Origin of the sequence: Arthrobacter zhaoxinii, from assembly GCF_025244925.1 — a bacterium.
GTDB classification, from domain to species: domain Bacteria; phylum Actinomycetota; class Actinomycetes; order Actinomycetales; family Micrococcaceae; genus Arthrobacter_B; species Arthrobacter_B zhaoxinii.
Genome location: NZ_CP104275.1, coordinates 291,441 through 316,817 on the forward strand (window position 1 = coordinate 291,441; position 25,377 = coordinate 316,817).

Here is a 25,377-nt window from a genome sequence, read left to right on the forward strand (position 1 = left end):
TGGCGCTCCAAGCAGATGGATGTGGGACCGGGGATCATGTGATCTACGTCACTGTAGACTCACCCGGCCGCGCCCAGCGTTAGCAACACCCCGGCAGCAGCATCGCGGCTGGCTACCTGATCCCGAAGTCGAAACCGCCCTGACGGTGCCCGAACCGCTCCCGAAGGAAGATGCCCGTGTTGGTCAGCTCCGCGGAGGTGCGACGGTGGCGGCTGGCATGCAGCGTCTCGGCCTGTCCGGCAAGGAGCTGCAGCTGCTCGACCAGCTCCTCGTTGGGGGTCCGTCCGCTCGCCTGTTTGGTCTCCAGCATCTTGGGCGGAATGGCCACATAGCTCCGCAGCACGCTGGGCAGGTATTCACGCACGGTGGCTGACAGTTCGTACTCGAACTGGGGATCCCCAAGGGGCTGCCGCGTTTCCGCGTCGATCACCGCGTCCAGCGTCTGGCAGGTTTCCAGGATGGAAACGTATGCCACCGCGGGAAGGCGGTTCTTGTTCTGCCTGGCGAGGGAGGCTGACCATGCCAAAGCGGAGGACAGGTCCTCCGTGGTATTCGATGCCCCTGTCGACGCCGGGTCGCCGGCCTGCCGGACGTGTGTTGGGGGCTGGGTCATCACCTGCGGTCCCCGACCCCTCGGGTGCAGCCAAAGGTCCCGCAGCATGTAGGACCGCATGGCCGAGACAGCCACGACCCCGAGCATCACAAAGAACGAGAGAACGGCCAGCGCGCTGTACCCGGCGACGGCGGCGGCAGCCAGCACGAGCGCGACGTAAACCGCACCCTCAAGGATCACCTTCCCGTTCTTTCTGCGCACTCCGATCATCAGCACCAGGAGAGGCACAAAAGGAAAGAAGAAGAGAGCGACGGAGACTTTGAAGATGTTCCCCAGAGTAAGGCGAGACATCGTGATCCTCTCGTGAAATCTTCACCGGAGCCCACCAAACGGCAGGCCCACAATTCCAGATTACAACTACATCCGGTTCGCTGCGCGGTATGGCCGCAGCGGCGTCGGCCGGTTCGAGAGGGCGCCCGAGGCGCGCCATGCAAGCGGGTCACAGCGTTCGCCGAAAGGGCCGTACACTTCGGTGGACTTATTCAATGAGGGGGACGCCGCATGGCATGCGAGGGCTGCACGACAGCATCACAACTCGACTTCGATTTCAGCATGGCCTTCCAGCCGATCTACGACGCCGACGCCTGCCGCGTGTGGGGCTACGAGGCGCTGGTTCGGGGATTGTCGGGGGAGAGTGCCTTCGAGGTCCTGTCGAAAGTCTCGCCGGAGCAGAAGTACCGCTTCGACCAGGATTGCCGCGTCAAGGCAGTCGAGCTGGCATCGCGTTTGTTCCCCGCCGGCGAGGATCTGATGCTGTCCATCAACTTCATGCCGAAGGCGGTTTACGAACCGGCTGCCTGTCTACGTGCGACGCTGCACGCGGCCAGACGATACGGCTTTCCGACGTCGTCAATCATGTTCGAGTTCACGGAAAATGAGGAGGTGCCCGACACCTCTCACCTCACGGACATCATCACCGAATACCGCAGGCATGGCTTCACCACCGCCGTCGACGATTTTGGCGCCGGGCACGCGGGGCTGGGCCTGCTGGTCGATTTCCAGCCCGACCTGATCAAAATCGACATGTTGCTCATCCGGGGAATCGACACCAGCCCGGCCCGCCGGGCCGTCGTGGCGGGAATCGTCGGCATCGCCAAGGAACTCGGCATCACGTTGCTCGCGGAAGGCATCGAGACCGAGGCTGAGTTCCTGGTCCTCAAGGCAGCCGGCATCCGCCTGTTCCAGGGATATTGGTTCGCAAAGCCCGCCTTCGAGGAGCTTCCGCAGGTGCGTTCCGGGGTCCGTGCCTGATGTCAGCGCAAACGTCCTGTCAGCGGCGGAGCGCCGCTGACAGGAACGCCCGCTAGCTGAAATCCGCCTTCCGGATCAGCCCGTGGACCCCCACGGTCCGGTCCACCACCTGGGAGAGGGCGAAATCCGCGGCGGCGGACAGGTAGGCGTAGGCGACGGCACGGTCCATGCCTTTCTCCTGCTCGAGGAAGTCCAGGGCATTAACCACCGCCCGCCGCATGGCAATGTTGAGGTCACTGTTCACGCCGCCGCCCAGGCCGTCGGGGTCGGACAGGCCGATGGGAATCCAGGCGTCGGCCGTCTCACCGAACGGATACCGGTGCGCCAGCGCCGGAGCGTCCCCGGAACCGGGTTTGCAGACGGTCAGCCGGAAGGTGCCGCGCAGGGACCCTTCCATCGCGGTCAGCGCCACCTCGCCGTCGCCCATACCCATGTGCGGATCGCCCACATAGAACAGTGCACCGTCGGCTTTGACCGGCAGATAGAACGTGGACCCCGGGCCCAGATGCCGGATGTCGATATTGCCCCCGCCGAGCGTGGGCGGCACCGAGTTGGCTTCAGGGTCGGTCAGGCCGCTGGTTTCGGCGAAGGCCACGCCCATCATGCCCATAAACGGGCGCAGCGGAAAGCGGACTTTCATGTCCCCGCTGGTCATCACACCCTTGCCGTCCTCAACCGCGGTGAAGACCGAGACGTTGTGATAATCCGTGGGGATACCGGAGGCACGGTTGTCCGTTCCCGCCGGCGGCATGACTTCCTCAAGTGTGATGCCCTCCGGCGCGGCCGGTCCCTGCTGCAGGGCAAGCGCACCCTTCCCGTGGCGGCTGGAGACGACGCCGTACGGAACCCGGGGGACGGCGTCGAGCGTTTCGATTTTCAGGACGTCGCCGGGCTCCGCACCCTCCACCATGACGGGACCGGTGACCACGTGCGGTCCGTCGGTATCGAAGTTGCGCGCTGTGCGGTTGTACCCGGCGGCAATGTCGACGGCGTCCTGCAGTACCGCGTTCTCCTCGACGCCGTGGCCGCCGAAGAAGGACAGCGGGTCCCGACCCTGGTCTTCCATGATTCCCTCATGGGAAAGGGCATCGATGGTGATGGTCTGGCCGGACTTCATCCGTGCCACGGGCGTTGCGTGCACGGTGGGCACGTACCCCCACAACACGTCCTCGGGGGTGGAGACGAGGTAATGGTCTCCGGAAATGTTGCCGGAGTGCGGCTGCAGAATCTCCCCCTGGTGTGTGCCGGCCGATCCGGTTCCTCCCGCCGCGGCTGAGGTAGCGGAAGAGGCTTGAACCGGTTTTGTCGTGCATCCCGTGGTGACGGCCAGGGCGCCGATTCCCGCTGCGGCCCCCAGGAATCCCCTGCGGCCCAGTCCTTTGGTCAGCACCTCGGCGGCGTCGCGCCCCATCATCATTTTGTTCATGCTGTCCTCCTGTAGCTGGTGCCAACAAGCTAGCCAGTCGGAGTTTCGAGCCTGTTTCGCGCGGATGAACGGGCTGTGCGGGGAGGGCCCCGCCGCGGCGGCGACGGGTAGGCTGCCGGCTCCCGGCCCCGTCTGAGTCCCCTTGTTACAGTGGCGCCATGAAAGTCCGCGGATACAGCGAAGTCGATGTCTTCTCCTCCGAGCCGTATCGCGGCAATGCGTTGGCGGTGGTTCACGATGCCGACGGGCTGAGCGCCGAGGAGATGCAGAGGTTCGCCGCCTGGACCAACCTTTCGGAGACAACGTTCCTCCTGCCGCCAAGCAGTCCGAAGGCTGACTACCGGGTGAGGATCTTCACTGCGAAGGAAGAACTGCCTTTTGCCGGGCATCCGACGCTTGGCTCGGCCAAGGCCTGGCTGGACGCCGGGGGAGTGATCCGGCCCGGCGGGACTCTCGTCCAGGAATGCGCGGCAGGGCTGATCCCGGTCCGGGTGGAGGAGGGGCAACTGGCCTTCGAGGCGCCCCCGCTCACCCGCTACGAACCCGTGGACGAGCCTCTTACAAGTCGGATAGCGGAAATCCTGGGGATCCCGAGGGAGAACATCCTCGATGCGTCGTGGCTGGTTAACGGTCCGCAGTGGATCGGCGTCCGGCTTTCCTCGGCGCGGGAAGTCCTGAGCCTGCAGCCCGACCCCGGGAAGGCGGGTGATCTGGAAATCGGTGTTGTCGGACCGCACGAGTCCACGGAGGAAACCCGGTTCGAGGTGCGTGCCTTCGTCGGAGGAGACCCCGTCTGGGAAGACCCCGTGACCGGCAGCCTGAACGCGGCACTGGCACGCTGGCTGACCGACGCCGGGCTCGCTACCCCGCCCTACACGGCATCACAGGGAACAGTTCTCGGACGCCACGGCCGTGTGCACATCAGTCTCCGCGACGGGAAAATCTGGGTGGGCGGACACGTTACGAGCTGCATCGAGGGGACGGTCCGGCTATAGCGGGCGGGCAAGGGGACTGGCGGGGTCGCTAAGGGCTCGGTGCACGGACGCGACGGCGCTGGACCCTTCCCCGACCGCAGCCGCGATGCGCTTCATGGAGCCGTGCCGGACATCGCCTGCTGCAAAGACGCGCGGGGTGGAGGTTTCAAAGGGCATGGGTTCGCGGCCCAGCGGCTGCCACTGATACAGGGACTGAATGGCGATGTCGGTTCCTGTGCGGATGAAGCCCGCAGTGTCTCTGTCCAGAGTGGGCAGCCAGGCGCTGGCAGGGTCGGCTCCGATGAAGCAGAACAGCCCGCGTGCATCCACCGCGCCGGCGGTGTCGATCCGGACTGAATCCAGGGCGGAGTCTCCGTCCAAGCCGATGATGTTCGACTCGGTATGAATGGAGATCCGGGAATCCTCCCGTAGACGTTCCACGAGGTAGGAGGACATCCGCGTCCCAACGTCCCTTCCGCGCACCACCAGATGGACCGGGCATCCATGGGATGCGAGATAGAGCGCGGCCTGGCCGGCGGAGTTTGCCCCACCAACAACAACCACAGGGTGCCCTGCGACTTGGCGCACCTCGAGGCTGGTAGCGGCGTAGTAGATTCCGCGTCCCTCGAAGGCCTCCCACCCCTGAACTCCGAGACTTCGGTACGCGGCCCCCGACGTGATCAGGGCGGTGCGGGTATGGAGGGTAGCGCCGTCCCCCAGCGTGAGCGTTAGGCCGTCATTCATCGTCTCGAGAGAGACCGCATCGCAGGGCGCCCAGATCCTTACCCCGAACTTAATCGCCTGGAGCGTCGCTTGCCGGATGAGATCTCCGCCGGCAACTCCAAAAGGAAAACCAAGGAAGTTTTCGATTCGAGAGGTCGACGCCGCCTGGCCTCCCGGCGCGACGGCGTCGAGCACCACTGTGCTCAGCCCTTCGGAGGCTGCGTAGATGGCCGCCGCGAGCCCGGCCGGTCCGCCGCCAACCACCAGCAGGTCCGTCGCGCCCTCCTGATGGGGCTGGTAACTCAACCCGAGGCGCTCAGCGATAGTTCCCGGCGTCGCACGCCTGATCAGCTTGCCCTGGATCAGCGCTGCCGGCAGGTCATCGGCTGCGATGCCGTGGCCATCGAGGGCACCCATCCCGTCCGGCGGGACGGCGAAGACGGTATGAATTAGATCCAGACGTTCAGCGAAGCGGCGAAGAGCCAGCAATTCACTCGACGCTTCCGTCCCGATGAACTTCAGCGTCATGGCGGCAGGGCCCCGGCGAAGCGCTTCGCGGCGTTCCCACAGAGTATGGAGAACAATTCCGCCAAGGTCGTCGTCCTGGTTCATAACCAACCGCAGATCCTCGCGGGCCAGCCGCCGGATGCGTCCGGACTCTTTCACCCGCGCCGACAGGAGCGCGCCCTGGCCGTTGAGCAGCCCGAGTTCCCCGCCGAACGAGCGCGGCCCCAAAGTGCTGAGAACGGTTTCTTCATCCCACCACAACGGGTCACGAACCATTTCAATGGATCCTGATTCCACGAGGATCATTGGATAGTTCAAATCCCCTGCACGAAAGACATAGTCGCCGGCGGTGACGTCGGTTGGCGCGGCCATCCCGAGGAGTCTTTCCCATTGCGGGTCGGAAAGTCGCTTGGCAGCGTGCTCACTGACATCCGTCATGTTGATCCTTCCGCAGAGATGGCGCTCATCCGGAGAAATCGGCTTGCAGCGCGAAACTGGGGCGGTGATTGAGGATGCAGCGAGATTACCTGATTGAACGGCGGAATGGACCGGCCCGCCGGGAACGGGCGCTACTGGACGGCTTCCTCACCGGCCCAGGCCCTCGTATAGAACTTCGGGGAATGCGAGTTCAACAGTTCCTTATAGCTATTTGGATCCATTGCCTGCGCCGAACTTCCCGGAACCTTCGCGGCGAAGGCGGACACGCCCAGCCCCGCCTCATGATCCTTCAGGGTGAGGCCGGCTGCTTCCAGGATCGTGGCGTACATGTTCAGCTGGTCGATGCCTGAGCGCAGAGTGGTGTTCTTGTCGTTGCCGGGGACCCAGATCCGATTGAAGATGGAGCGGGGGGTCTGGCCGTCCAGCTGCTCGTGGAAGGAGTCACCGGCACTCAGCTGTTTGAGGTGATCACCCATGATCACCACGGCAGTGTCGTCGAGGTATCCCTTTTCCTTCATGTGGTCCACGAAACCGGCCACTTGGGCCATGGAGCAGGAAAACACCGAGATGTCCGTGTTCTGCGTATCCACATTGCAGTAGTCGAAGACGTGCGCCGGCTTGTGGGTGTCCAGCGTCAGCAGGGAGAGGTTGAACGGCTGGCCCGTTTTCTCCGATTCGGCGTGCAGTTGGTCGATCCGATCCTTGGCATGGGCCATTAGCCGTTCGTCGCTCAGGCCCCAGTCGCTGCGGAAGTTCTTCTCAGGTTCGCCGGCGGAGCGCCAGTCGGCGAGGCCCTTCTGCTCGGAGTAGCCGTGGTTGCGCAGGAAGACGTCCTTCGCAGCGAAGGAAGAATTGGCGCCGCCCAGGAAGACACTGGTGTAGCCGTGCTCAGCCAGAACATCGCCGAGGCAGGTGGACCCGCCCAGATAGGTGTTGACGCCTTCACCTACCTCACCGGACCCGTCGTTCGGCTCGGGTCCGGTGCCCTTCAGCGGTACGCCGCACTGCGTGGAGACGACGCCGGCCATGGTCCAGCCTCCGCCCTGAAACTGTTGGAGCCCATCCGTGCTCTGCCAACCGTCCGAATCCGGCGTGGCTTCCTTGAGGGGGGCGAACGCGTCCTTTTCGAAAAGCTGGTCGTCCCCCAGCGTTGCCTCACCGGACTCCAGATAGATGACCACCAGGTTGCGCTTGTCCTCGCCGTCAGTGACGGTGGGCTCCACGTAGTAGTCTGCGAGGTCATAGTCGGAGTTGGCCGCCTTAATGTAATCCCCCACGCCAACCGTGGTGGAAAAGGCCGTAACGCTGCCAACGGCCAGTGCGGCCACCAAGACGGCGGAGATGGTGCGCGGGATCCACTGCGGACGGCGGGGCTGCCTGCAGTTCTTCCGCCGCTTGCGGCGTCGGAAGAACTGCCACAGGGCAATCAGGGCGGTGATGACCACAGGTGCAACACCGATGCCCAGGATGCCCGCCCATACAACGGGTCCACCTCCGCCTTCCGTTTCCACGGAAACGAGATTGAGCATCATCTGGCTCACGGAGATTTCGCCCCAGTAGAATTGGATACCCGCGGCGGCGATGAGCAGGGCAAGACTGGCCCAGATCAGGACGTATAACAGAATCCGTCCCAGGACCACCCCGGCCTTTCGGGCCGTGCGGACAGCCGGACCAGACACGGCAACACCCCGCGTTGGCCGCGTTTCGCCAAACATCTTGATATCCAAACCGTTCTTTTGACAGGGAATAGTTCTCTGCGGGAACACTAGTGCCGTCAGGCTACCGGTTCAATGTCTGGTTTCAGGCGCGGTGAACTCGGGAATGCGCACCGGCGTCGTCGTCGCGGGCCGCCGCGAGTTCCAGGACGCGGTCGCGGCAGAGCCGCCAGCCGAGCATCAGCGCGGGGATGATGACCACCAGGGACGCGATGGTCCAGGTGCCCACGGGGGAGTCGAACGCCATGAGGATCAGCACGGCGAGAAGGAACGCGAGCGTAATCCAGCCGGTCACGGGAGCGCCGGGCATCCGGAAGGACGGGCGCGAGAGTTCGCCGCGCTTAGCCCGCCGCGCCAGCTCCATCTGGCACAGGACGATCATGCCCCAGGTGCTGATGATGCCCAGCGACGCGACGTTCAGGACGATCTCGAAGGCCTGCGCGGGAACGACGGCGTTGAGGACGACGCCGAGCAGGGCAACAACGGCGGTCAGGGCGATCCCGCCGTAGGGGACACCGGCTTTGTTCATCCGCCCGGCGAACTTCGGGGCCGAGCCCGCCAACGACATGGAGCGCATGGTGCGGCCGGTGGAATACAGGCCCGCGTTCAGCGACGACAGCGCGGCCGTCAGGACCACCAGGTTCATAATCGCGTCCACGCCGCCCACCCCGATGGAGCCGAAGAACGTCACGAACGGGCTTTCGCCGGCGTGGTAGGAGCTGTAGGGCAGCAGCAGCGAGAGCAGGACGAGCGTGCCGACGTAGAACACCGCAATACGCACGATCACCGTGTTGATGGCCTTGGGCATGATCTTTTCCGGGTGCTCGGTCTCGCCCGCGGCGGTGCCGATGAGCTCGATCGAGGCGTAGGCAAACACCACGCCCTGCATAACGACGACGGCGGGCAGCAGGCCGTTGGGGAACAAGCCGCCGTTGTCCGAGATGAGGCTGAAGCCGACCTGCTGGCCGTCCACGGGGGTGCCGAAGATGACGAAGCAGATGCCCACAATCAGGAACGCAACCAGGGCCACCACCTTGATCAGCGCGAACCAGAACTCGAGTTCCCCGAACACCTTGACGCTGATGAGGTTCAGGCCCAGCACCAGGATCAGGGCGGCCAGCGCCCAGGTCCACTGCGGTACATCGGCGATCGGCGGCCAGTACTTCCGGAAGAAGTTCATGTACAGCGCGACGGCGGTGATGTCCACGATCGCGGTCATCGCCCAGTTCAGCCAGTACAGCCATCCGGTGACGAAGGCTGCCTTCTCGCCGAAGAATTCACGGGCGTAGGAGACGAAGGATCCGGAGGAGGGTCGGTGCATCACCAGTTCGCCGAGGGCCCGGAGAATCATGAAGGCAAAGAAGCCGCAGACGGCGTAGCTGATGACCAGTGACGGACCTGCCGTGGCGAGGCGGCCGCCGGCACCCATAAACAGCCCGGTGCCGATGGCGCCGCCGATGGCGATCATCTGGACCTGGCGGGGCTTGAGTCCCTTGTGGTAGCCCTCCTCCTCATGGTGGAAGGTGGTTTCGGCTGCGCGGTCGGGAGCCTTTTGCTCCGGGCTGGCCGCTTGCTGTGTCATTGGTGGTTGTCCTTTTATCTATTTGAGCCGGCGGGGTTATCGCCGGGGTTGCAAACCGCAGCGGCAGGCGTTGAAGGGCGTTGGGGTGCGCTTACTCATGCTCTCTGGTTGTTTGGGGCACTAACAAATTCACCCGTAGACTATGGCACCGGTCACATCGCAGCGTCAAAAACGGAAGCATGGTGAGTATTTGCCACAAGGGCGTTTACGGGGCGGCCCCGGCTGTCCGGGTGCCGGGTGGGTGTGACTGTTGGTCGGGCCGTGGTCAGGTCCGTGACGGAGTGGCTGCCGCCAGTTGCAGGGAGTCCGCCCGTGCCGCGGTCGACCCGGCACCGGACTTTGCGCCGGTCACGTGCCGCAGGCAGGCCCAGGGTGCTGACCGCGGCAAGAACCCAGCACAGGAGGATGAGGGCCGGCTCCAGGGCGCCGCGCCCGTCGAAGTAGCTCGTGTGACGAGAATGAGACCCCGATGCCCAGCAGTGTCAGTATCGGAATCACCGCCGCCGTAGGGGAGGGGACGGCCCGCCCGCGGGCTGCCCGGCCCGATGGGAACCGTGCCGGGCAGATTGTGCGGGACAGGGCGGGCAGGATTGCGGAGCACTAGAAGGGGGCGGCACCGGACCTGTCGATGAACGTGCCGGTGGGGCCGGAGCCGCCGCGGGTGGCCAGCTCCACGATGGCGTCCGTTCCCTCGCGTATTGTCTGGGTGCCCTGCCGCCCGTTGAAATCAGTGGCGGTGTAGCCGGGGTCCGCAGCATTGATGCGGAGCTCCGGGAACGCCTTGGCGTATTGCACGGTCAGCATGGTGACGGCGGACTTGGAGGAGGTGTAGAGCGGCATCACCACGGTGGACTCGACGCGCTCCGGGTCGTGCGCAAAGCCGAAGGAGCCCACTCCGCTGGTGACGTTCACAACCGTTCCCTCGGCGGACTCGCGCAGGAGCGGCAGGAAAGTGTGCATCACGCGGACAATGCCCACCACATTGGTGCCGTACACCGCCTCTGCGTCCGCTGCCGTCAGTTCCTCCGCCGGGGCGTAGGGTCCGGGAATGCCTGCGTTGTTGACCAGGACGTCCAAGCCGCCGGCAGCTGCCACGGTCTTGGCTGCGGCCTCCACAGAGGAATCATCGGTGACATCGAGCTGGACGAACGTGCCGCCGAGTGCTTCGGCCGCTTCCCGCCCGCGAATTTCATCGCGCGCCCCCATCCAGACGGTATGCCCCGCCTCGAGGAGACGGCGTGCTGTTTCATAACCTAGGCCTTTGTTGGCGCCGGTAATCAGTGTTGTTGTCATGGCTTTAGTCTTGGCCCGCTGCGGACTGATGTCGTGGCACGGGCCAGCATATGGACTGTCAGGGCCACCCAGAACCGGTTTCCGGCTGGCAGACTCTCTCCATGCAGGATTCTGATTTGGGTGCCATTCTCCGTTCCTGGCGTGACCGCCTGCAGCCGGCGGACGCGGGCCTGCCCGTCTACGGGTTCAGGCGGGCGCCGGGGCTGAAGCGGGAGGAGCTGGCCCAGCTGGCAGGTGTCAGCGTTGATTACCTGGTGCGCCTTGAGCAGGGCCGTGCCCGCCGGCCCTCCGCCCAGGTGGCGGCGGCACTGGCACGTGCGCTGCAGCTGAGCGACGCCGAACGCTCCCATCTCTTCGAGATTTCCGGGCTGCTTCCGCCCGGGCCCGGAGAAGTTCCGATGCATATCCCGCCCAGCGTGCAGCGGCTGGTGGCGCGGCTCGGTGAAGTACCGGTGGCCGTATTCACTGCCGCCTGGGACCTGCTCTCCTTCAGTCCGCTGTGGGCGGCGCTTCTCGGGGAGCCCGCCCCGCCCGACAAAGGCCGTCCCAATCTCCTGCGTTCGCACTTTGCCGGGAGAACGCTGGGTAGCAGCGGAATCCGGATCATCTGTCCGGAGGGCAGCCTGGAGATCTTTGAAGCCTCCCTGGTGTCGGACCTGCGCCGTGCTTACGGACGGTACCCGCATGACCACAGGGTGCGGGAGCTGATTGCTGATCTGACTGCGTCCAGTGAGCGTTTCCGTGCACTGTGGGAGAGCGGAACCGTCAGCGAGCACCAGTCCGAAATGAAAGTGGTGCAGAATGCCGTCGTCGGGGATGTGGAGCTGGACTGCGACATTTTCACCGTGGCCGGCACGGACCTGCACATTGTCGCCTACACCGCCGCCGCCGGATCTGAAGCGGCAGGGAAACTCGATTTCCTGCGCGTCTCGGCTGTCGCGGCCACAGCACTTCCGCTGGGTGCGTGACCGTTCCTTGCCCGACTGCGGTGCGGCTCTCACCACCCGCCGCGCGTGGGCGTGTGACCCTTTCGGGCGTCGTCGGGCATGGCCATTTCGGCGCGGAGGCCCAAAAGCCGGATTGGACGGCCGGGTTCGATGGCACCGGCGAGGTCCAAGGCCCGGGCGAGGACATCGTCCCGGTCGAAGGTCTCCGGAATCTTCCTCGCATGCGTCTTGGTGGTGAACGGCGCATACCGGACCTTGAGGGTCAGCCCGATCACCGGCCGCCCTTCCGCTGCCACATCGGCCAGGACCTGCGCGGCGAGCTGCCGCACGGCGTCGTCCACCTGCGCCGGCTCGGTGAGGTCGGTCTGGAAGGTGGTTTCACGGCTGTGCCCGCGGGCGACCCACGGGGTGTCGTCCACAACGCTGGAGCCGTCGCCGCGGCCCAGCTCGGCATACCAGGGGCCCATCTTGGGGCCGAATTCCGGAACCAGGGTAGAGGGATCCACCGCAGCGAGCTCGGCAACGGTAGTGATGCCCAGCTTGGCCAGCCGTCCCGAGATCTTTCTCCCGACACCCCACAGCTCCTTGGTGGGCCGTTCACCCATAACGTTGAGCCAGTTTCCGGCGGTGAGGCTGAAGACGCCGGCCGGTTTGCCGAGGTCGGTGGCGTTCTTGGCGCGGACCAGGGTATCGCCGATGCCCACGCTGCAGTGCAGCTGCGTCTGCTCCAGGACGGCGGCCTGCAGCTGCCGGGCGTAGGCATCCGGATCCTCGGTCACCGTACCGACGAAGGCCTCATCCCAGCCCAGGACCTGTACGACGGCGCCGGGCTGGGCGCGCAGGGTGGCCATCACCGTGTCCGACGCTTCGAGGTAGGCCTCGGCGTCGACCGGCAGGATGACGGCGTCGGGCACCTTCCGGGCCGCGATCCGCAGCGGCATGCCCGACCCCACGCCGAAGGCCCGGGCCTCGTAGGAGGCGGTGGAGACCACGGCGCGTTCCGTTGGGTCGCCGCGGCCGCCGACAATGACCGGCTTGCCGGCCAGCTCCGGGCGCCGGAGCACTTCGACGGCGGCGATGAACTGGTCGAGGTCGACGTGCAGCACCCAGGGGATAGCGTTCACGCGACCAGTGTGCCCTAAACGTTCCGGACAATCACCGGTTCCCGACGGAACCGGTTACCCGCCGATAGCGTCCAGCTCGGCCACATCCTCCGCGGAAAGCACCAGCCCGGCCCCGGCCACGTTTTCGCGCAGATGCGCCACCGAAGAGGTGCCGGGGATGAGCAGGATGTTCGGCGAACGCTGCAGCAGCCATGCCAGGGCCACGGACATGGGCGTTGAACCTCTCCGTGCGGCGACGGCGGAGAGCGCCCGGGACTGCAGCGGACTGAAACCGCCCAGCGGAAAGAACGGCACATAGGCAATGCCGTCCTGCGCGAGGGAATCGATTAGCTCGTCATCCCGGCGGAAGGCGAGGTTGTACATGTTCTGCACCGAGACGATGGGGGCAATGCTGCGGGCTTCGGCCACCTGCTCCGGCAGCACATTGCTCACGCCGAGGTGCCGGATCACCCCCTGCTGCTGGAGCTCGGCGAGTGTCTCCAGCGCGTCGGCCGGGGAACCCGGCACCGTTCCCTGGCCGTCGCCCATGCGGAGGTTCACCAGGTCCAGTACGTCAGAGCCGAGCGTTTCCAGGTTCTCCTCGACCGCACGGCGCAGCTGGTCGGGCTTCCGCGCCGGCGGCCACCCGCCCTGGTCGTCACGGACCGATCCCACCTTGGTCACTACATGCAGCGTCCCGGGGTAGGGGTGCAGTGCCTCGCGGATGAGCGAGTTGGTGATGTGCGGGCCGTACGCCTCGGCGGTGTCGATGTGGGTGATGCCCAGCTCGACGACGTCGCGCAGGATGGCGAGGGCGCCGTCGTAATCCGGCGGAGGCCCCATCACCCCGGGCCCGGCGAGCTGCATGGCCCCGTAGCCGAAGCGGGACACCTCAAGGCCGCCCAGGGTCCAGGTGCCGCCGGGAAGGGAGGCGGTGAATGTGCTCATGTTCTGCCTTTCAGGGGTGGTGTTCCCTACTGATGCAGTCCACTATGGTGACGCAGCTTCCCCGCAGGAAGTAGGCACCTGGAAGTGCCTAGGTAACCCACAGTGACGAGGTGCAGGAAATGCCAACCATGACGGCAGCAGAAAAACGAGCGCAGGACAAGGCGAAGTACAACGCGTTCCTGGACGTATGCCCCAGCCGGCAGTTGCTGGACCGGATCTCCGATAAATGGGTCACGCTGGTCCTTGCGGCCCTCGGCAGCGGGCCGGACTGCGACGGGGATCCCCGCCCGCTGCGTTTCTCCGAACTGTCCCGGGTGCTTGCCGGTGTAAGCCAGAAAATGCTCACCCAGACACTGCGCTCGCTGGAGCGGGACGGTCTGCTCACCCGGACGGTCACGCCCACGGTGCCCGTGACCGTCACGTATGAACTGACCGATTTGGGGCTGTCCCTGCATCAACTGACCCGCGGCATCAAGGGCTGGGCGGAACAGCACATAGATGAGGTCTTTGCCGGGCGCGCCGCCTACGACTCCCGCGGGGCCTGACCAGCCCGTTCAGGAACTTACGTTCAGGAGCTCAGCGCCGCATGCGGGTAGGCCGGCTCCCGCTGCTGGAACTGCAGTACGTCCTTGTTTCGGATGACGCCGTCGCGGATTTCGATTGCACGGGAAATGGTCTCGTTCCCCGTCCACGCGTCGGGGCCGGCAATGACCGTTTCCAGGAAGGGCAGGAGCGCCTCGCTGATTTCCCAGCTGGCGGAATTCCAGAGGTAGGAGGGGCTGTGGTCAACGGCGTAGTAGTTGATGTGCTCGCCCACCTCGAACATCGGGTCGGCGAACGTGGTGCTTTTCGCCCACTCAAAGCCCATGCCCTCGTCGCAGGAAACGTCCACGATCAGGCTGCCGGGCCGGAAAGCCTCCAGATCATCGGTGCGCAGGTAGGTCAGCGGGGCGTTGGGATCCTGCAAAGTGCAGTTGACGACGATGTCGCTCTCGGCAAGGAACGGGGCCAGCGGCACCCGTCCGTCGTCGGTGATGACCTCGCTGAGGAACGGAGTGCTGTCGTCACGGTCGAACTGAACAATCCGCGCCGAGTGGATCGGGGCCCCGACCGCCGCGACGCCGCGGTTGGTCAGGACCTGGACGTCGTGGATGCCGTGGGCGTTCAGGGCAGTGACTGCGCCGCGTGCCGTCGCGCCGAAGCCGATGACGACGGCGCTGAGCCGCCGGCCGTAGGCACCGGTGGATCCGGTCAGGCTGAGGGCATGCAGCACGGAGCAGTAGCCGGCCAGTTCGTTGTTCTTGTGGAAGACATGCAGGCCGAAACCTCCGTCAGCGGCCCAATGGTTCATTGCTTCGAAGGCGATCAGCGTGAGCTTTTTGTCGATGGCGACCTGGGTGACGGCGCGGTCCTGGACGCAGTGCGGCCAGCCCCAGAGGGTCTGCCCGTCCCGCAGTTCGGCCAGGTCCTCGGGCTGCGGCTTGGGCAGGAGGACGACGTCGGCCTCCGCCACAATCTGTGCCCGCGGGAGCACTGCGCCCACCAGCGGCTTCAGCTCGGCGTCCGAAACACCGAAGCTTTCTCCGTAGCCTTCTTCGAGGAGCATCTGCTCCCGAACCTCCGGGGCGATGCGTTCCAGATGAAGCGGGTGGATGGCAAGACGCCGCTCATCGGGCTTGCGTGTGTTGGAAAGGACTCCGAGGGTGAGACGCTCCACGGGGCCGTTCACTTCTTTTTCGGCGATGCGGGTTTGGTGCCGGCGGCCTTGTCGAGGGCGGGCGGAGCCGCGGCGGCCTTCTTATCGGCACGCTTTTCCTTGATGGACTTGCCGGACTTCTTGGATGCTGCTTGGCGCGGGGACTTGTCAGACATGTTCGCTCCTGTAGCGGAACCGAAGCGGTTCCTGACTCTGAACCATACATGCACCGTCCCCGGGCACTGGGCAGGCGAAGCGGGCAGGGCCTGCCTTCCGAACTACCGCCCGGCCCAGGCCTCCGCGTAGAACTGCGGGGAAAGCGATTCCAGCAGTTCGGCATAGGCATCGCGCTCCATGGCCTGCGCCGATTTGGCAGGAATCTCCGAGGTGAAGGCGGATACGCCCAGCCCGGCCTGACGATCCTTGAGGGTCAGGCCTGCGGCTTCCAGGATGGTCGGGTACATGTTCAGCTGGTCCGCACCGGGGCGCAGCGTGCTGCTCGCGTCCTGGCCCGGAATCCAGATCCGGTTGAAGACCGTGCGGTTGGCGTGGTGGTCGAGCTGCTCATGGAACGCGTCGCCGGCGCTCATGTGCTTGAGGTGGTCGCCCATGATCACCACGGCGGTGTCCTCGAGATAGCCCTTTTCCTTCATATGGTCCACGAAGCCGGCCACCTGGGTCATGGAGCAGGCGAACACGGAGGTCACGTTGTTCTCCGTGTCCACATCGCAGTAGTCGTAGACGTGGACGGGCTCGTGGGTGTCCAGCGTCAGCATGGACAGATTGAACGGCTGGCCGGTTTCCTTCGCCTCGGCGTGCAGCCTGTCGATCTCGTCCTTGGCATTGGCCATGAGGCGTTCGTCGCTCAGGCCCCAGTCGCTGCGGAAGCTCACCTCCGGTTCCCCGGCGGCACGCCAGTCGGAGAGGTCCTTCACCTCGGAGTAGCCGTGGGTGCCCAGGAAGGTGTCCTTCGCGGCGAAGGCGGCGTTGGCTCCGCCCAGGAAGACGTTGGTGTACCCGTGCTCGTCGAGGACATCGCCGAGGCAGGTGGCCCCGCCCAGGTACGTTTCGCCGTCGTCGTCGAGGGTGGCGGCGTCTGAACTATCCTCAGCGGAGCCGACGCCCTTCAGCGGCACGCCGCACTGCGTCGAAACGAGGCCGGCCATGGTCCACCCTCCCCCCTCGTACTGCTGGAAGTTCTCCACGCTCTGCCAGCCCTCCGAGGCGGCCGTGGCCTCCTTCAACGGGAGGAACGCATCTTTTTCAAAGAGCTGGTCGTCCGCGAGGGTGGCCTCGCCGGACTCCAGGTAAATCAGCACCAGGTTGCGCTTCTGCTCGTCGCCGGTGACAGCCGGCTCCACGTAGTAGTCGCCGATGTTGTATTTGGAGTTCGCGGCCTTGATGTAATCGGCCATGCCCACGGTGGAGGCGAAGGCAGTGGTGCCGCCGACGACCACTGCGCCCACGAGGACCGCGGCGACGGTGCGCCGGATCCAGGGGGAGCGGCGGGGTTCCTCGGCGCTGCGGCGGAGCTTGCGGCGGCGGAAGTACTGCCACAGGGCAATCCCCGCAGTGATGAGCAGCGGCAGGACGCCGACTCCGAGAATGCCGAGCCAGACAATGCCGCCGCCGCCGCCGTCGGTCTCCACCGAGACGAGGTTCAGGAGCATCTGGCCCACGGAGATTTCGCCCCAGAAGTACCGGATGCCCGCGGCGGCGATGAGCAGCGCCAGCCCAAGCCAGATCAGGACGTAGACCAGGACACGCCCCACTACGACGCCGACCCGTCGGGTCACGTCAAGAATCTGGCCAGACATGGAAATACCTCGCGTTCCAGATGCCCGCGGTTTCCGCCGAACACCCTTGACATCCAACCCGCTCTCGGGGCCAAAGAAGAAATAGTACCGTCATGCTACCTGTTCAACCTTGGTTCATCCCGGAGAAACGAGTTGTACACCGCAGCGCCGTCCGGTGCCCGGACGTCGAAGGGCCCCGCTGAGAGCAGGGCCCTTCCGCAGTGTCGGCCTCAGCTAGGCGGCGGTGCTGTCCCCGGCAACGCGGATGAGGATCTTGCCGGTGGTGCCGTTCTCGACGGCGTCATGCGCGGCTGCGGTTTCCTCGAGCGGGAACCAGGTGAGGGGAAGTCCGGCGGACTCGCCGACGGGCAGGACACCCTCCCGCAGTGCGGCAGTGATGTCTTCTGCTGCGGCGTGCTGGGCTTCGGTTCCCACCGTGTAGATCAGCACGCCCTGCCAGCGGACGTTCTTGGCGAAGCTGGCAACGATCGGCGCGGTGAACTCCTCGCCGTTGTTATTGGCGTAGTAGGCGATGCTGCCGTGGTTGGCGATCACGTCGACGTCGAGTGCGGCGTTCTGGGCGGGGGACACCTCGACAATGTGGTCGACGCCGTCCGGGGCGATCTCGCGGATGCGCTCGGCCTCGGCGTCATCCGGGTAACGGACGATGTGGTGCGCTCCGGCTGCGGTGGCGAGTTCGGCCTTCGCGTCGCTGCTGACCGTGGCGATCACGGTGGCGCCGGCCCAGACCGCGAACTGGATGGCCGCGTGGCCAACGGCTCCGGCGCCGCCCTGAACCAGGACGGTGCGTCCTGCCAGGGCTCCCGGGGCGAGGCGGGACGGGCCGTGCTCGTGGACGGTCAGGGCGCGGTGCGCCGTCATTGCAGGGACGCCGAGGCTGGCGGCGACGTCAAAACCAATGCCTTCCGGAAGCCGTACGGCCCGGTCGGCGGGGAGGACGGTGAATTCGGAGGCGGTCCCGGTCGGACGGCCGTGGGCGGCGAGGTAGATCCATACCCGGTCGCCCACCTGAAGATCGGTCACTCCCTCGCCGACGGCGTCGACCACCCCGGCGCCGTCCTGGTTCGGCACCACTTCGGGGAAGGCGAGGCTGCTGCCGGCGCGGGCCTTCCAATCGGTAGGGTTCACGCCCGAAACGGTAACCCGGACCCGCACTTCGCCGGGGCCGGGGGCGGCGGCGTCGCGGTCTACGAGGGAGAGGACGGACGAGGGGCCTGTGGCGGAGTACACGATTGCTTTCATGGGCGGTACAAGAAACCCGGGCGGAGTTCTATTCCCCGGTGCGGACAAAACGGGCCGGGAACCGGCAGAGCCGGGCCGCCCCCGCAGGGACGGCCCGGCTCTCTGCGCCTGACGGTTACTACTTGTTGTCGTCCTTGTTTCCGTCGACGGCGTCCTTCGCTTTGTCTTTGGCCTGGTCAACCTTCTCCGGGTTGTCCTTGGCTGCGTCCTTCGCCTTGTCTGCCATGCCGCCTAGATCTGCCATTGGATAATGCCTTTCCTCTGTGCGGTCCGGGGATCGTGCGTCCCGGCTGGGTACATCCATCCTGCCTCACAAGGGCAGTTTGGAACCCGGGTACAGGTGTTTTTTATTGGCGGGCGGAGGGGGAACTGTCCTTCGGTACTGTCACTGGCATCGGCACGGGTATGGTTCCCGGCACGGGCTGCGTGGTATCCGGAGTGCCGTCCTCTTCCTTCATCTGCCGCACCTCCGATTTGAAGATCCGCAGGGACTGGCCGACGCTGCGTGCCATTCCCGGCAGCTTTGGAGCACCGAACAGGACAATCGCCAGAACGACGACGATGATGATTTGCCAGCCTTCAAGCCTCATAACGGGGAACCTTCCATCGGGGTATTCGTGGGGGAGGAGCAGTATTCATGGGAAGCGGTTGTGCCGGAACCATGGAGGGCCCGGACCAGCGCCCGGTCCCGGTCGCGCAGGCTTTGGGCGCCAACCTGTGAGTCCGGACAGTTCAATTCGAACCCGTGATAGGCACCGGGATACACGTGCAACTCGGTGGGTACGCCGGCCTGCAGCAGGCGGGCGGCGAAGGAGATGTCTTCGTCCCGGAACAGGTCCAGCTCGCCTACCTGGATCAGCGTCGGGGGCAGCCCGCGGAGATCGTCCGCGAGAGCCGGAACCGCATAGGCGCTCGCAGGGAAACCGCCCAAATAGCACTCCCACGCGAACCGGCTGTGCGCAGCGTTCCAGGTGGGAATGCCGACGAACTCGACGGCTGAACCGGAGGTGTGCGAGGAATCCAGCATCGGATACATCAGGTACTGGAAGGCAACCGCCGGCCCGCCGGAGTCCCGGTTCCGCAGGGTGAGCGCGGCAGCCAGGCCGCCGCCGGCACTGGAACCGGCCACCGCCACCCGCTGCGGATCCACGGACAGGGCTTCGGCTGAGGCAAACAGCCAACGCAGTCCGGCGGTCACATCATCCAGGGGCGCCGGGAAGGGGTGCTCCGGAGCGAGCCGGTAGTCCACCGCAACCACCACCGCCCCGGTCCGGGCACACAGATCCGCGCAGTAGGAGGTATCGCCGTCGACGCTCCCGGCAATCATGCCGCCGCCGTGGATCCAGTAAATCGCCGGATGCGGGCCGGTTTCCGCGGGGGTGAAAACCCGCAGGAGCACTCCGTCAGCCGGGTAGTCCCGGAAGGATATGTCACCCAACCCGGAGACGGCCGGGGAAGTCCGGGCCCGGAAATCCGAAAGCTCCGCCACCGTAGTGGGCGGCGGGTGGGCCTGCGAATACTCCAGTCCCGGCAGGAGCTCCGGATCCACCCGGTCGAGGAAGCCGGTCATGACTCGAGTGCAGCGGCGAACCAGCTGGTGATCGTGGCAGGATGGGTGATGGCAGTGCCGACGACGACGGCGAACGCCCCCGCGCCCAGCGCGGAACGGCCCTGCGCCGGAGTGTGGATGCGGCCTTCGGCAATCACCGGAACGCCCAGCCCCAGTGCAGCCAGCTCCTGCAGGAGCTCCAGATCAGGCCCGGTCGTTTTCGGCCGCTCATCCGTATAGCCGGCCAGGGTGGTGCCGATGATGTCCGCTCCTGCCGCTGCGGCAGCTTCGGCGTCGGCGGCGGACCCGCAGTCCGCCATCACCAGCGCCGGCGTCTGGTCGTGCAGTGCAGCGACGGTCTCGGCCAGTGTCAGTCCGTCCGGCCGTTCCCGGCGCGTGCCGTCCAGGGCGACGATGTCCGCACCGGCCTCCGCGCAGGCCAAAGCGTGGCGCAGCGTGGGCGTAATGAACACGCCGTCGTGCCCGTCCTTCCACAATCCGATCACCGGAACGTCCACGGCGGCCCGGACGGCCCGGATGTCACCGATTCCCTGGACGCGTACCCCGGCAGCCCCGCCAATGACGGCGGACTGTGCCACCTGCGCGGTGGTCCGCGGATCACGCATTGGCTCGCCGGGGTAGGCCTGGCAGGAAACTATGAGGGAGGAGCGGAGGCTCTCGAGATTAAACATGCTGCCCTTCGGAGACGGGGTTCAATGCCAGCGCGCGGCGGGCGGCACCGCGGATGGCGGCAGTCTCCCCGAGCTGTGCGGGGACAATGGGCAGCCCGGCAAGCGGACGCAGGAGTTCGTTCCGGGCCGCCTGCTCCATGGCGTTCCACCAAAGCGGTCCGGAAAAAGCCAGCCCGCCGCCCACTATGACGGCGTGCGGGTCCAGGACATTCGCCAGGCCGCCGACGGCGGAACCGGCAGCGGCTGCCCCGCGCCGCAGGGCCTCGGCGGCAACGGGATGGCCCTCTGCGGCGAGGCGGTACACCCCGCGGGTGTCCTCCGCCTGCACGCCGCCCAGCCGGGTGAAGAGCGAGAAGATCCCCGGCCCGGACGCCACCGCTTCCACATGTCCGGCGCCGCCGCAGCTGCAGGGCAGCCCGCTTTCAAACGTGCCGGTCTCATACGCGAAGGGTGAGGCGATGTGGCCCACGTGCCCGGCCGTGAAGCTGGCGCCCTCCAGGCATTCGCCGTTCAGGACGTAGCTGCCGCCCACGCCGGTGCCGACGCCGATAAACAGGACACTGGGCATCCCGGCACCGGCGCCGAGCCAGCTTTCTCCGAGGGCATGGGCGTGGACGTCATTGATGGCCGTGGCGGGCAGCCCCGTGCGCCGGGTGAGCTCGGCGGTCAGCCTGGTTCCGCCCCAGCCGCGGATCGCGTCCGTCGCCGAGACGACGACGCCGCGCCCGGAATCGATCACGCCGGCGGCGCCAATGCCCAGCGCATCAACGGTCAGACCGGAGTCCCGGGCGTCCGCGCGGAGCGAAGCCGTGAGGTCCGCGGCGGCGGACAGGACGGCGTCGGGCCCGGCCTGCGCCGGCGTCGCGACGGTGGAGGAAAAGAGGATCCGCCCCTCGCCGTCGACCACCCCGCCGGAAGTCTTGGTGCCGCCCAGATCGAGCCCAATCACGTGGCGCATAGGAATCAGAGCAGCCCGTTGGACTCGAGGACGGTCCGTATGGCGGCGGTTTCGGCCTCGTTCAGCTGCACCATGGGGGCGGACATCACATTGGTGTCGATGACGCCGAGCAGCATCAGTGCCGTCTTGAAGGCGCCGAGCCCTCCGGCTCCGGGCGAGACACGGCCGGGGGTGGGGGCATACACAATATTGAAGAGGGAAGCCAGACGGTCCTGCATCCGGGCCGCTTCGGCAAAGTCGCCGCTTTGGGCCGCGTTGTACAGGGCCGCATACCCGGCCGGGTCCACGTTGCCGAGTCCCGGAACCACGCCGTGGGCGCCGCCCAGCAGTGCGCCGTCGACCACCACCTCGTGTCCGGTGAAGACCGCGAAGTCCGGCACGTCCCGGGTGGCCAGCAGCAGCTGCCGGAACCCGACGTCGTCACCGGAGGAATCCTTGACGCCGGCGAGGACGCCGTCCTGCGCAAGCCGCACCAGCAGGTGCAGCGGGAGCTTGAAGTGTGTCCGGACGGGAACGTCGTAGGCAAACAGGGGGACATCGAAGGCGGCGTGCAGCGCGCGGAAGTGGATTTCCGTCTCGGCGGCATCCGAAATGGCGTAGAACTGCGAGGTGGCCACAATGGCGTCCGCGCCGAGGCCGATCAGCCGGCGTCCCTCCTCGATCACGCGGGGAGTCGTCTGCTCGGCGGCGCCGGCCAGGATGGGCACCTCTCCGGCGTTGACGCCGGCAATGGTCCGTATCACCAGGTCGCGTTCGTCATTGGTCAGGTAGGGCACCTCCGCGGAGGAACCCAGGACGAACAATCCGGAAACACCGCCGTCGAGCAGATGTTTGGTCAGTTTTTCCAGCGAGGCCGTGTCGACGGCGCCGTCCGCGGTGCGGGGCGTGACCACCGGGGGGATGACGCCGTGGAAGCGGGACTGTGTTGCGTGTGACAAGTAGTTCTCCAGTGCTTGGTTCTAGATGTGCAAAAGGCTGGGCGCTGCTCCGAGCAGGCTCTTGGTGTAGTCATTGGCGGGCCGGTCAAAGACATCGCGGGCGGGCCCTTCCTCGACGATCCGGCCGAAATACATCACGCAGATGCGGTCGGAAACGTAGCGGACGGTCTGGATGTCATGGGAAATGAAGACCATGCCGAGGTTCAGTTCCCGTTTCAGGTCCGAGAGCAGATTCAGCACCTGGGCGCGGACTGACACGTCCAGGGCCGACGTCGGCTCATCGGCCACAATGACCGACGGATCCAGGCACAGCGCCCGGGCAATGGCGACGCGCTGGCGCTGGCCGCCGGAAACCTGGTGCGGCGTGACGTCGGCGGCGGACTGCGGCAGGCCCACGAGGGAGAGGAGGTCCTTCACCTTGGCATCCCGGCTTTGCTGGGTGCCGATCCCGTGGACCTGAAGCGGGTCGGTGAGGATGTCATGGATGGTCATTCGGGGATTCAGGGCGGTGGCCGGATCCTGGAACACCACGCCGACGTCGCGGCCGAAGGTCTTCTTGGAGGAGGAGGCCTTGGTGCTGACCGGCTTTCCATGGAAGAGGACTTCCCCGGCCGTAGGCTCCTGCAGTCCCACCAGCACGGAGGCCAAGGTGGATTTTCCGCAGCCGGATTCTCCGACAATCCCCACGGTCTCGCCGCGGCGGACGGTGAAGTTCACGCCGTCGACCGCCTTGACGATGTTCGGGCGGAACAGGGAGCCCGAGCGTGCCCGGTGGTAGACCTTGATGTCCTTCAGTTCGAGGACGGGGCCGGTGGTGTTAGGCGTTTCTGTCGCGTTCATGCCTGCTGCCTTGCTGTTGTGCCGGTTTCGACCAGGTCCGAAGGGGTTTCATGGCTGGCCCAGTAGTGGTTCGTCCCGCCGATGCGGACAAACTCCAGGACCTGCTCCGGATCCGCATCCGGCCGCAGCGACCGTTCCGCGAAACGGTCGCCGGCGGCGAAGTCACCGGGGGAGGGAACGGTGCCCTGGATCTGGTGCAGACGCTCGGCGCCGGCTTCGATGGACAACACCGCTCCCAGCAGTCCGCGGGTGTATTCGTGGCGCGGGTCCCGCAGCAGATCCGGAACATCGCCGGATTCCACTACCTGCCCGGCGTACATCACGGTGACCCGGTGGGCCAGGGACGCTACGAGGGCCAGGTCGTGGCTGACGAACACCATGGCGAACCCGAGCTGTTCCCGCAGTTCGTTCAGCAGGTCCACCACCTGCTTCTGGACGGTGACATCCAGGGCGGTGGTCGGTTCGTCCGCCACCACGATCTTCGGCGAGCGGGACAGGGCCATGGCAATCAGCACGCGCTGCCGCTGCCCGCCGGACAGCTCGTGCGGGTAGCTCTTCAGCGTGCGGTCCGGGTCCAGTTTCACCATTTCGAGCAGTTCCCGCGGGGTCTTGCGCCCGCCCCGGGAGGTGAGCTGCCGGAGCTGGTCCTTGATCAGCATGGACGGGTTCAGGGAGCTCAGCGCATCCTGGTACACCATGGCGATCTGCTCGCCGCGCAGCCCCCGATACAGCTGGCTGCGTTCCTTCGGGTCATTGGTCAGCAATTCCTTGCCGTTAAACCGTATGGATCCGGAGAGCCGTGCCGTCGGCGGGAGCAGACCCATGACCGCCAGCGAGGTAATGGACTTCCCGCAGCCGGATTCGCCCACGAGTCCCATGGTTTCGCCCTCGCGGACCGTAAAGCTCACCCGGTCCACGATGGCGGTGTCGCCGTAGCGTCCGGGGAAGCGGATGGAAAGGTCCTTCACTTCCAGGACCACCGGGGCGTCCTCGTCCACCTGCGGGAGACGGTCCGTCCTCCGGGACTCGACGGCGGCCAGCAGTTCCAGTTCCTTGGCCAGTGCTGCCAGGGAACCGGGTGCATTGACGGCCGCGCCCGTTGCGGGCAGGGCGTCTTCCTCCGGGAGGTTCCGGCCGCCGTCGGCCTGGGTCAGCGAGGTGCCGGCGGCGTCAAGGGCGGACGGCTGGGCGGCCGTGGCCACTGCCTCGACGGCGGCGGGGGCCGGGGACGCGCCCTTGCGGCCTTTTCGGACGCCGGGGTTGACCATGGCGTCGGTCAGCCCTTCGGCCAGGATGTTCAGTGCCAGGACGGTGAGCAGAATGGTGATGCCGCCGAACGTCGTCGGCCACCACGCACCGCTGAACACCACGTTGCGGCCGTCCGCCATGACGTTGCCCCAGGAGGCGGCGGGCTGCTGCACGCCGGCGCCGAGGAAGGACAGCGAGGCTTCCAGGATGATGGCGTCGGCGACCATCACGGTGGCGAACACCAGAATGGGGGCCGCGCAGTTGCGGGCAATGTGCTTCAGCAGGATGTAGGTGCGGCCGGCGCCGATGACCCGTTCGGCCCGGACATAGTCCTCGCCGTACTGGGCCAGGATATTGGCGCGGACCACCCGGGCGAGCTGCGGGGTGTAGACAATGGCGATGGCCAGGATGATCACCGGAACGGTCGAGCCGAAGAGGTTCAGTGAGTGGTCCCGAAGCGCAAACAGCAGCGCTGCTGCCAGGGCGATGCCGGGGAAGGCCATCATGATGTCGAGGATGCGCATCACGGTCTCGCTCACGGCCTTGCCGGAGGTGGCCGCAACGGCGCCGAGGACCGAGCCGAGGATCAGGGCCAGGGCAACGGCGCCGAGGCCGATCGAGATGGACACCCGTGCCCCGTAGAGCATCCGGGAGAACACGTCATAGCTGGAACCGTCGGTGCCGAAGAGGTGCTCGCCGTTCGGGGCGAGGACCGGGACGCTGGATTCGTTCTCCCCGTAGGGTGCCAGAAGCGGCCCGAAGACTGCCACGAGGACAATGAATCCGAGGAAGCCCAGCGCGAGTTTTGAACTGAGGTTCAGGGCGGTGAAGCGGGCGCCGCCGCTGCTGAGCCGTTCGGCCAGTGAATTGCGCATGG

Annotated in this window: 24 protein-coding genes; 4 read left to right on the forward strand and 20 right to left on the reverse strand. The window is 66.1% G+C overall.

Annotated elements, in window-relative coordinates; translation table 11 throughout:
• Positions 1 to 112: 112 nt before the first annotated feature.
• Positions 113 to 904, reverse strand: a complete 792-nt coding sequence (locus N2K95_RS01455) for a hypothetical protein (protein WP_260652601.1) — start codon at positions 902 to 904, stop codon at positions 113 to 115.
• Between the two features lie 210 nt (positions 905 to 1,114).
• Between N2K95_RS01455 and N2K95_RS01460 the strand changes: the two genes are divergently transcribed.
• On the forward strand, positions 1,115 to 1,864 hold the full coding sequence (locus N2K95_RS01460) for an EAL domain-containing protein (protein ID WP_260652602.1): 750 nt from the start codon (positions 1,115 to 1,117) through the stop codon (positions 1,862 to 1,864).
• A gap of 52 nt (positions 1,865 to 1,916) precedes the next feature.
• On the opposite strand, the gene N2K95_RS01465 is transcribed toward N2K95_RS01460, so the two are convergent.
• On the reverse strand, positions 1,917 to 3,290 hold the full coding sequence (locus N2K95_RS01465; RefSeq protein ID WP_260652603.1) for an acetamidase/formamidase family protein: 1,374 nt from the start codon (positions 3,288 to 3,290) through the stop codon (positions 1,917 to 1,919).
• Between the two features lie 158 nt (positions 3,291 to 3,448).
• Here N2K95_RS01465 and N2K95_RS01470 point away from each other — a divergent pair, with 158 nt between their 5' ends.
• A complete protein-coding gene (locus N2K95_RS01470; RefSeq protein ID WP_260652604.1) occupies positions 3,449 to 4,285 on the forward strand; it encodes a PhzF family phenazine biosynthesis protein in 837 nt (278 codons plus the stop codon).
• Here the strand turns inward: N2K95_RS01470 and N2K95_RS01475 are convergent.
• From N2K95_RS01475 to N2K95_RS01490, 4 genes are all read right to left on the reverse strand, one after another.
• A complete protein-coding gene (locus N2K95_RS01475; protein ID WP_260652605.1) occupies positions 4,280 to 5,932 on the reverse strand; it encodes an FAD-dependent oxidoreductase in 1,653 nt (550 codons plus the stop codon). The two genes, N2K95_RS01470 and N2K95_RS01475, sit on opposite strands and share 6 nt — an antisense overlap.
• A gap of 131 nt (positions 5,933 to 6,063) precedes the next feature.
• Positions 6,064 to 7,611: a sulfatase-like hydrolase/transferase gene (locus tag N2K95_RS01480; RefSeq protein ID WP_260652606.1), complete on the reverse strand. Its 1,548-nt coding sequence runs from the start codon at positions 7,609 to 7,611 to the stop codon at positions 6,064 to 6,066.
• Between the two features lie 121 nt (positions 7,612 to 7,732).
• A complete protein-coding gene (locus N2K95_RS01485) occupies positions 7,733 to 9,229 on the reverse strand; it encodes an amino acid permease (protein WP_260652607.1) in 1,497 nt (498 codons plus the stop codon).
• 600 nt (positions 9,230 to 9,829) lie between these two features.
• A complete protein-coding gene (locus N2K95_RS01490) occupies positions 9,830 to 10,522 on the reverse strand; it encodes an SDR family NAD(P)-dependent oxidoreductase (RefSeq protein ID WP_260652608.1) in 693 nt (230 codons plus the stop codon).
• A gap of 101 nt (positions 10,523 to 10,623) precedes the next feature.
• On the opposite strand from N2K95_RS01490, the gene N2K95_RS01495 reads away from it, so the two are divergent.
• Positions 10,624 to 11,490, forward strand: coding sequence for a helix-turn-helix transcriptional regulator (locus tag N2K95_RS01495; protein WP_260652609.1), 867 nt, complete (start codon positions 10,624 to 10,626; stop codon positions 11,488 to 11,490).
• A gap of 29 nt (positions 11,491 to 11,519) precedes the next feature.
• Here the strand turns inward: N2K95_RS01495 and N2K95_RS01500 are convergent, their stop codons facing one another.
• Together N2K95_RS01500 and N2K95_RS01505 are read right to left on the reverse strand one after the other, a co-directional pair.
• On the reverse strand, positions 11,520 to 12,593 hold the full coding sequence (locus tag N2K95_RS01500; RefSeq protein WP_455423615.1) for a DNA polymerase IV: 1,074 nt from the start codon (positions 12,591 to 12,593) through the stop codon (positions 11,520 to 11,522).
• 54 nt (positions 12,594 to 12,647) lie between these two features.
• Positions 12,648 to 13,520, reverse strand: a complete 873-nt coding sequence (locus N2K95_RS01505; protein ID WP_260652610.1) for an aldo/keto reductase family oxidoreductase — start codon at positions 13,518 to 13,520, stop codon at positions 12,648 to 12,650.
• Positions 13,521 to 13,648: 128 nt separating this feature from the next.
• Between N2K95_RS01505 and N2K95_RS01510 the strand changes: the two genes are divergently transcribed.
• Positions 13,649 to 14,065, forward strand: coding sequence for a winged helix-turn-helix transcriptional regulator (locus N2K95_RS01510; RefSeq protein ID WP_313771167.1), 417 nt, complete (start codon positions 13,649 to 13,651; stop codon positions 14,063 to 14,065).
• Between the two features lie 23 nt (positions 14,066 to 14,088).
• Here the strand turns inward: N2K95_RS01510 and N2K95_RS01515 are convergent, their stop codons facing one another.
• The 12 genes from N2K95_RS01515 to N2K95_RS01570 form a co-directional block, all read right to left on the reverse strand.
• On the reverse strand, positions 14,089 to 15,237 hold the full coding sequence (locus N2K95_RS01515; protein WP_407080107.1) for a N(5)-(carboxyethyl)ornithine synthase: 1,149 nt from the start codon (positions 15,235 to 15,237) through the stop codon (positions 14,089 to 14,091).
• An 8-nt stretch (positions 15,238 to 15,245) separates the two neighbouring features.
• A complete protein-coding gene (locus N2K95_RS01520) occupies positions 15,246 to 15,392 on the reverse strand; it encodes a hypothetical protein (protein ID WP_260652613.1) in 147 nt (48 codons plus the stop codon).
• A gap of 102 nt (positions 15,393 to 15,494) precedes the next feature.
• The gene (locus tag N2K95_RS01525; RefSeq protein WP_260652614.1) at positions 15,495 to 17,033 is read right to left on the reverse strand and encodes an LTA synthase family protein; all 1,539 of its coding nucleotides are present in this window, start codon (positions 17,031 to 17,033) and stop codon (positions 15,495 to 15,497) included.
• Positions 17,034 to 17,246: 213 nt separating this feature from the next.
• Positions 17,247 to 18,275, reverse strand: coding sequence for an NADPH:quinone reductase (locus N2K95_RS01530; protein WP_260652615.1), 1,029 nt, complete (start codon positions 18,273 to 18,275; stop codon positions 17,247 to 17,249).
• 118 nt (positions 18,276 to 18,393) lie between these two features.
• Positions 18,394 to 18,519: a hypothetical protein gene (locus N2K95_RS01535; RefSeq protein ID WP_255793743.1), complete on the reverse strand. Its 126-nt coding sequence runs from the start codon at positions 18,517 to 18,519 to the stop codon at positions 18,394 to 18,396.
• A gap of 103 nt (positions 18,520 to 18,622) precedes the next feature.
• The gene (gene tatA, locus N2K95_RS01540) at positions 18,623 to 18,865 is read right to left on the reverse strand and encodes a Sec-independent protein translocase subunit TatA (RefSeq protein WP_255793742.1); all 243 of its coding nucleotides are present in this window, start codon (positions 18,863 to 18,865) and stop codon (positions 18,623 to 18,625) included.
• Complete coding sequence (locus N2K95_RS01545; RefSeq protein WP_260652616.1) at positions 18,862 to 19,845, reverse strand: alpha/beta hydrolase; 984 nt, start codon at positions 19,843 to 19,845, stop codon at positions 18,862 to 18,864. Before N2K95_RS01545 ends, tatA begins: the two co-directional genes overlap by 4 nt.
• Positions 19,842 to 20,516, reverse strand: a complete 675-nt coding sequence (locus N2K95_RS01550) for an N-acetylmannosamine-6-phosphate 2-epimerase (protein ID WP_260652617.1) — start codon at positions 20,514 to 20,516, stop codon at positions 19,842 to 19,844. Before N2K95_RS01550 ends, N2K95_RS01545 begins: the two co-directional genes overlap by 4 nt.
• A complete protein-coding gene (locus N2K95_RS01555; RefSeq protein WP_260652618.1) occupies positions 20,509 to 21,474 on the reverse strand; it encodes an ROK family protein in 966 nt (321 codons plus the stop codon). The genes N2K95_RS01550 and N2K95_RS01555 overlap by 8 nt, the downstream gene beginning before the upstream one ends.
• Positions 21,475 to 21,479: 5 nt before the next feature.
• Positions 21,480 to 22,412 carry a dihydrodipicolinate synthase family protein gene (locus N2K95_RS01560; protein WP_260652619.1) on the reverse strand — a complete coding sequence of 311 codons (933 nt, stop codon included), beginning with the start codon at positions 22,410 to 22,412 and terminating at the stop codon, positions 21,480 to 21,482.
• A 21-nt stretch (positions 22,413 to 22,433) separates the two neighbouring features.
• On the reverse strand, positions 22,434 to 23,252 hold the full coding sequence (locus tag N2K95_RS01565; protein ID WP_260652620.1) for an ATP-binding cassette domain-containing protein: 819 nt from the start codon (positions 23,250 to 23,252) through the stop codon (positions 22,434 to 22,436).
• A complete protein-coding gene (locus N2K95_RS01570) occupies positions 23,249 to 25,375 on the reverse strand; it encodes a dipeptide/oligopeptide/nickel ABC transporter permease/ATP-binding protein (protein WP_260652621.1) in 2,127 nt (708 codons plus the stop codon). Before N2K95_RS01570 ends, N2K95_RS01565 begins: the two co-directional genes overlap by 4 nt.
• Positions 25,376 to 25,377: the final 2 nt, after the last annotated feature.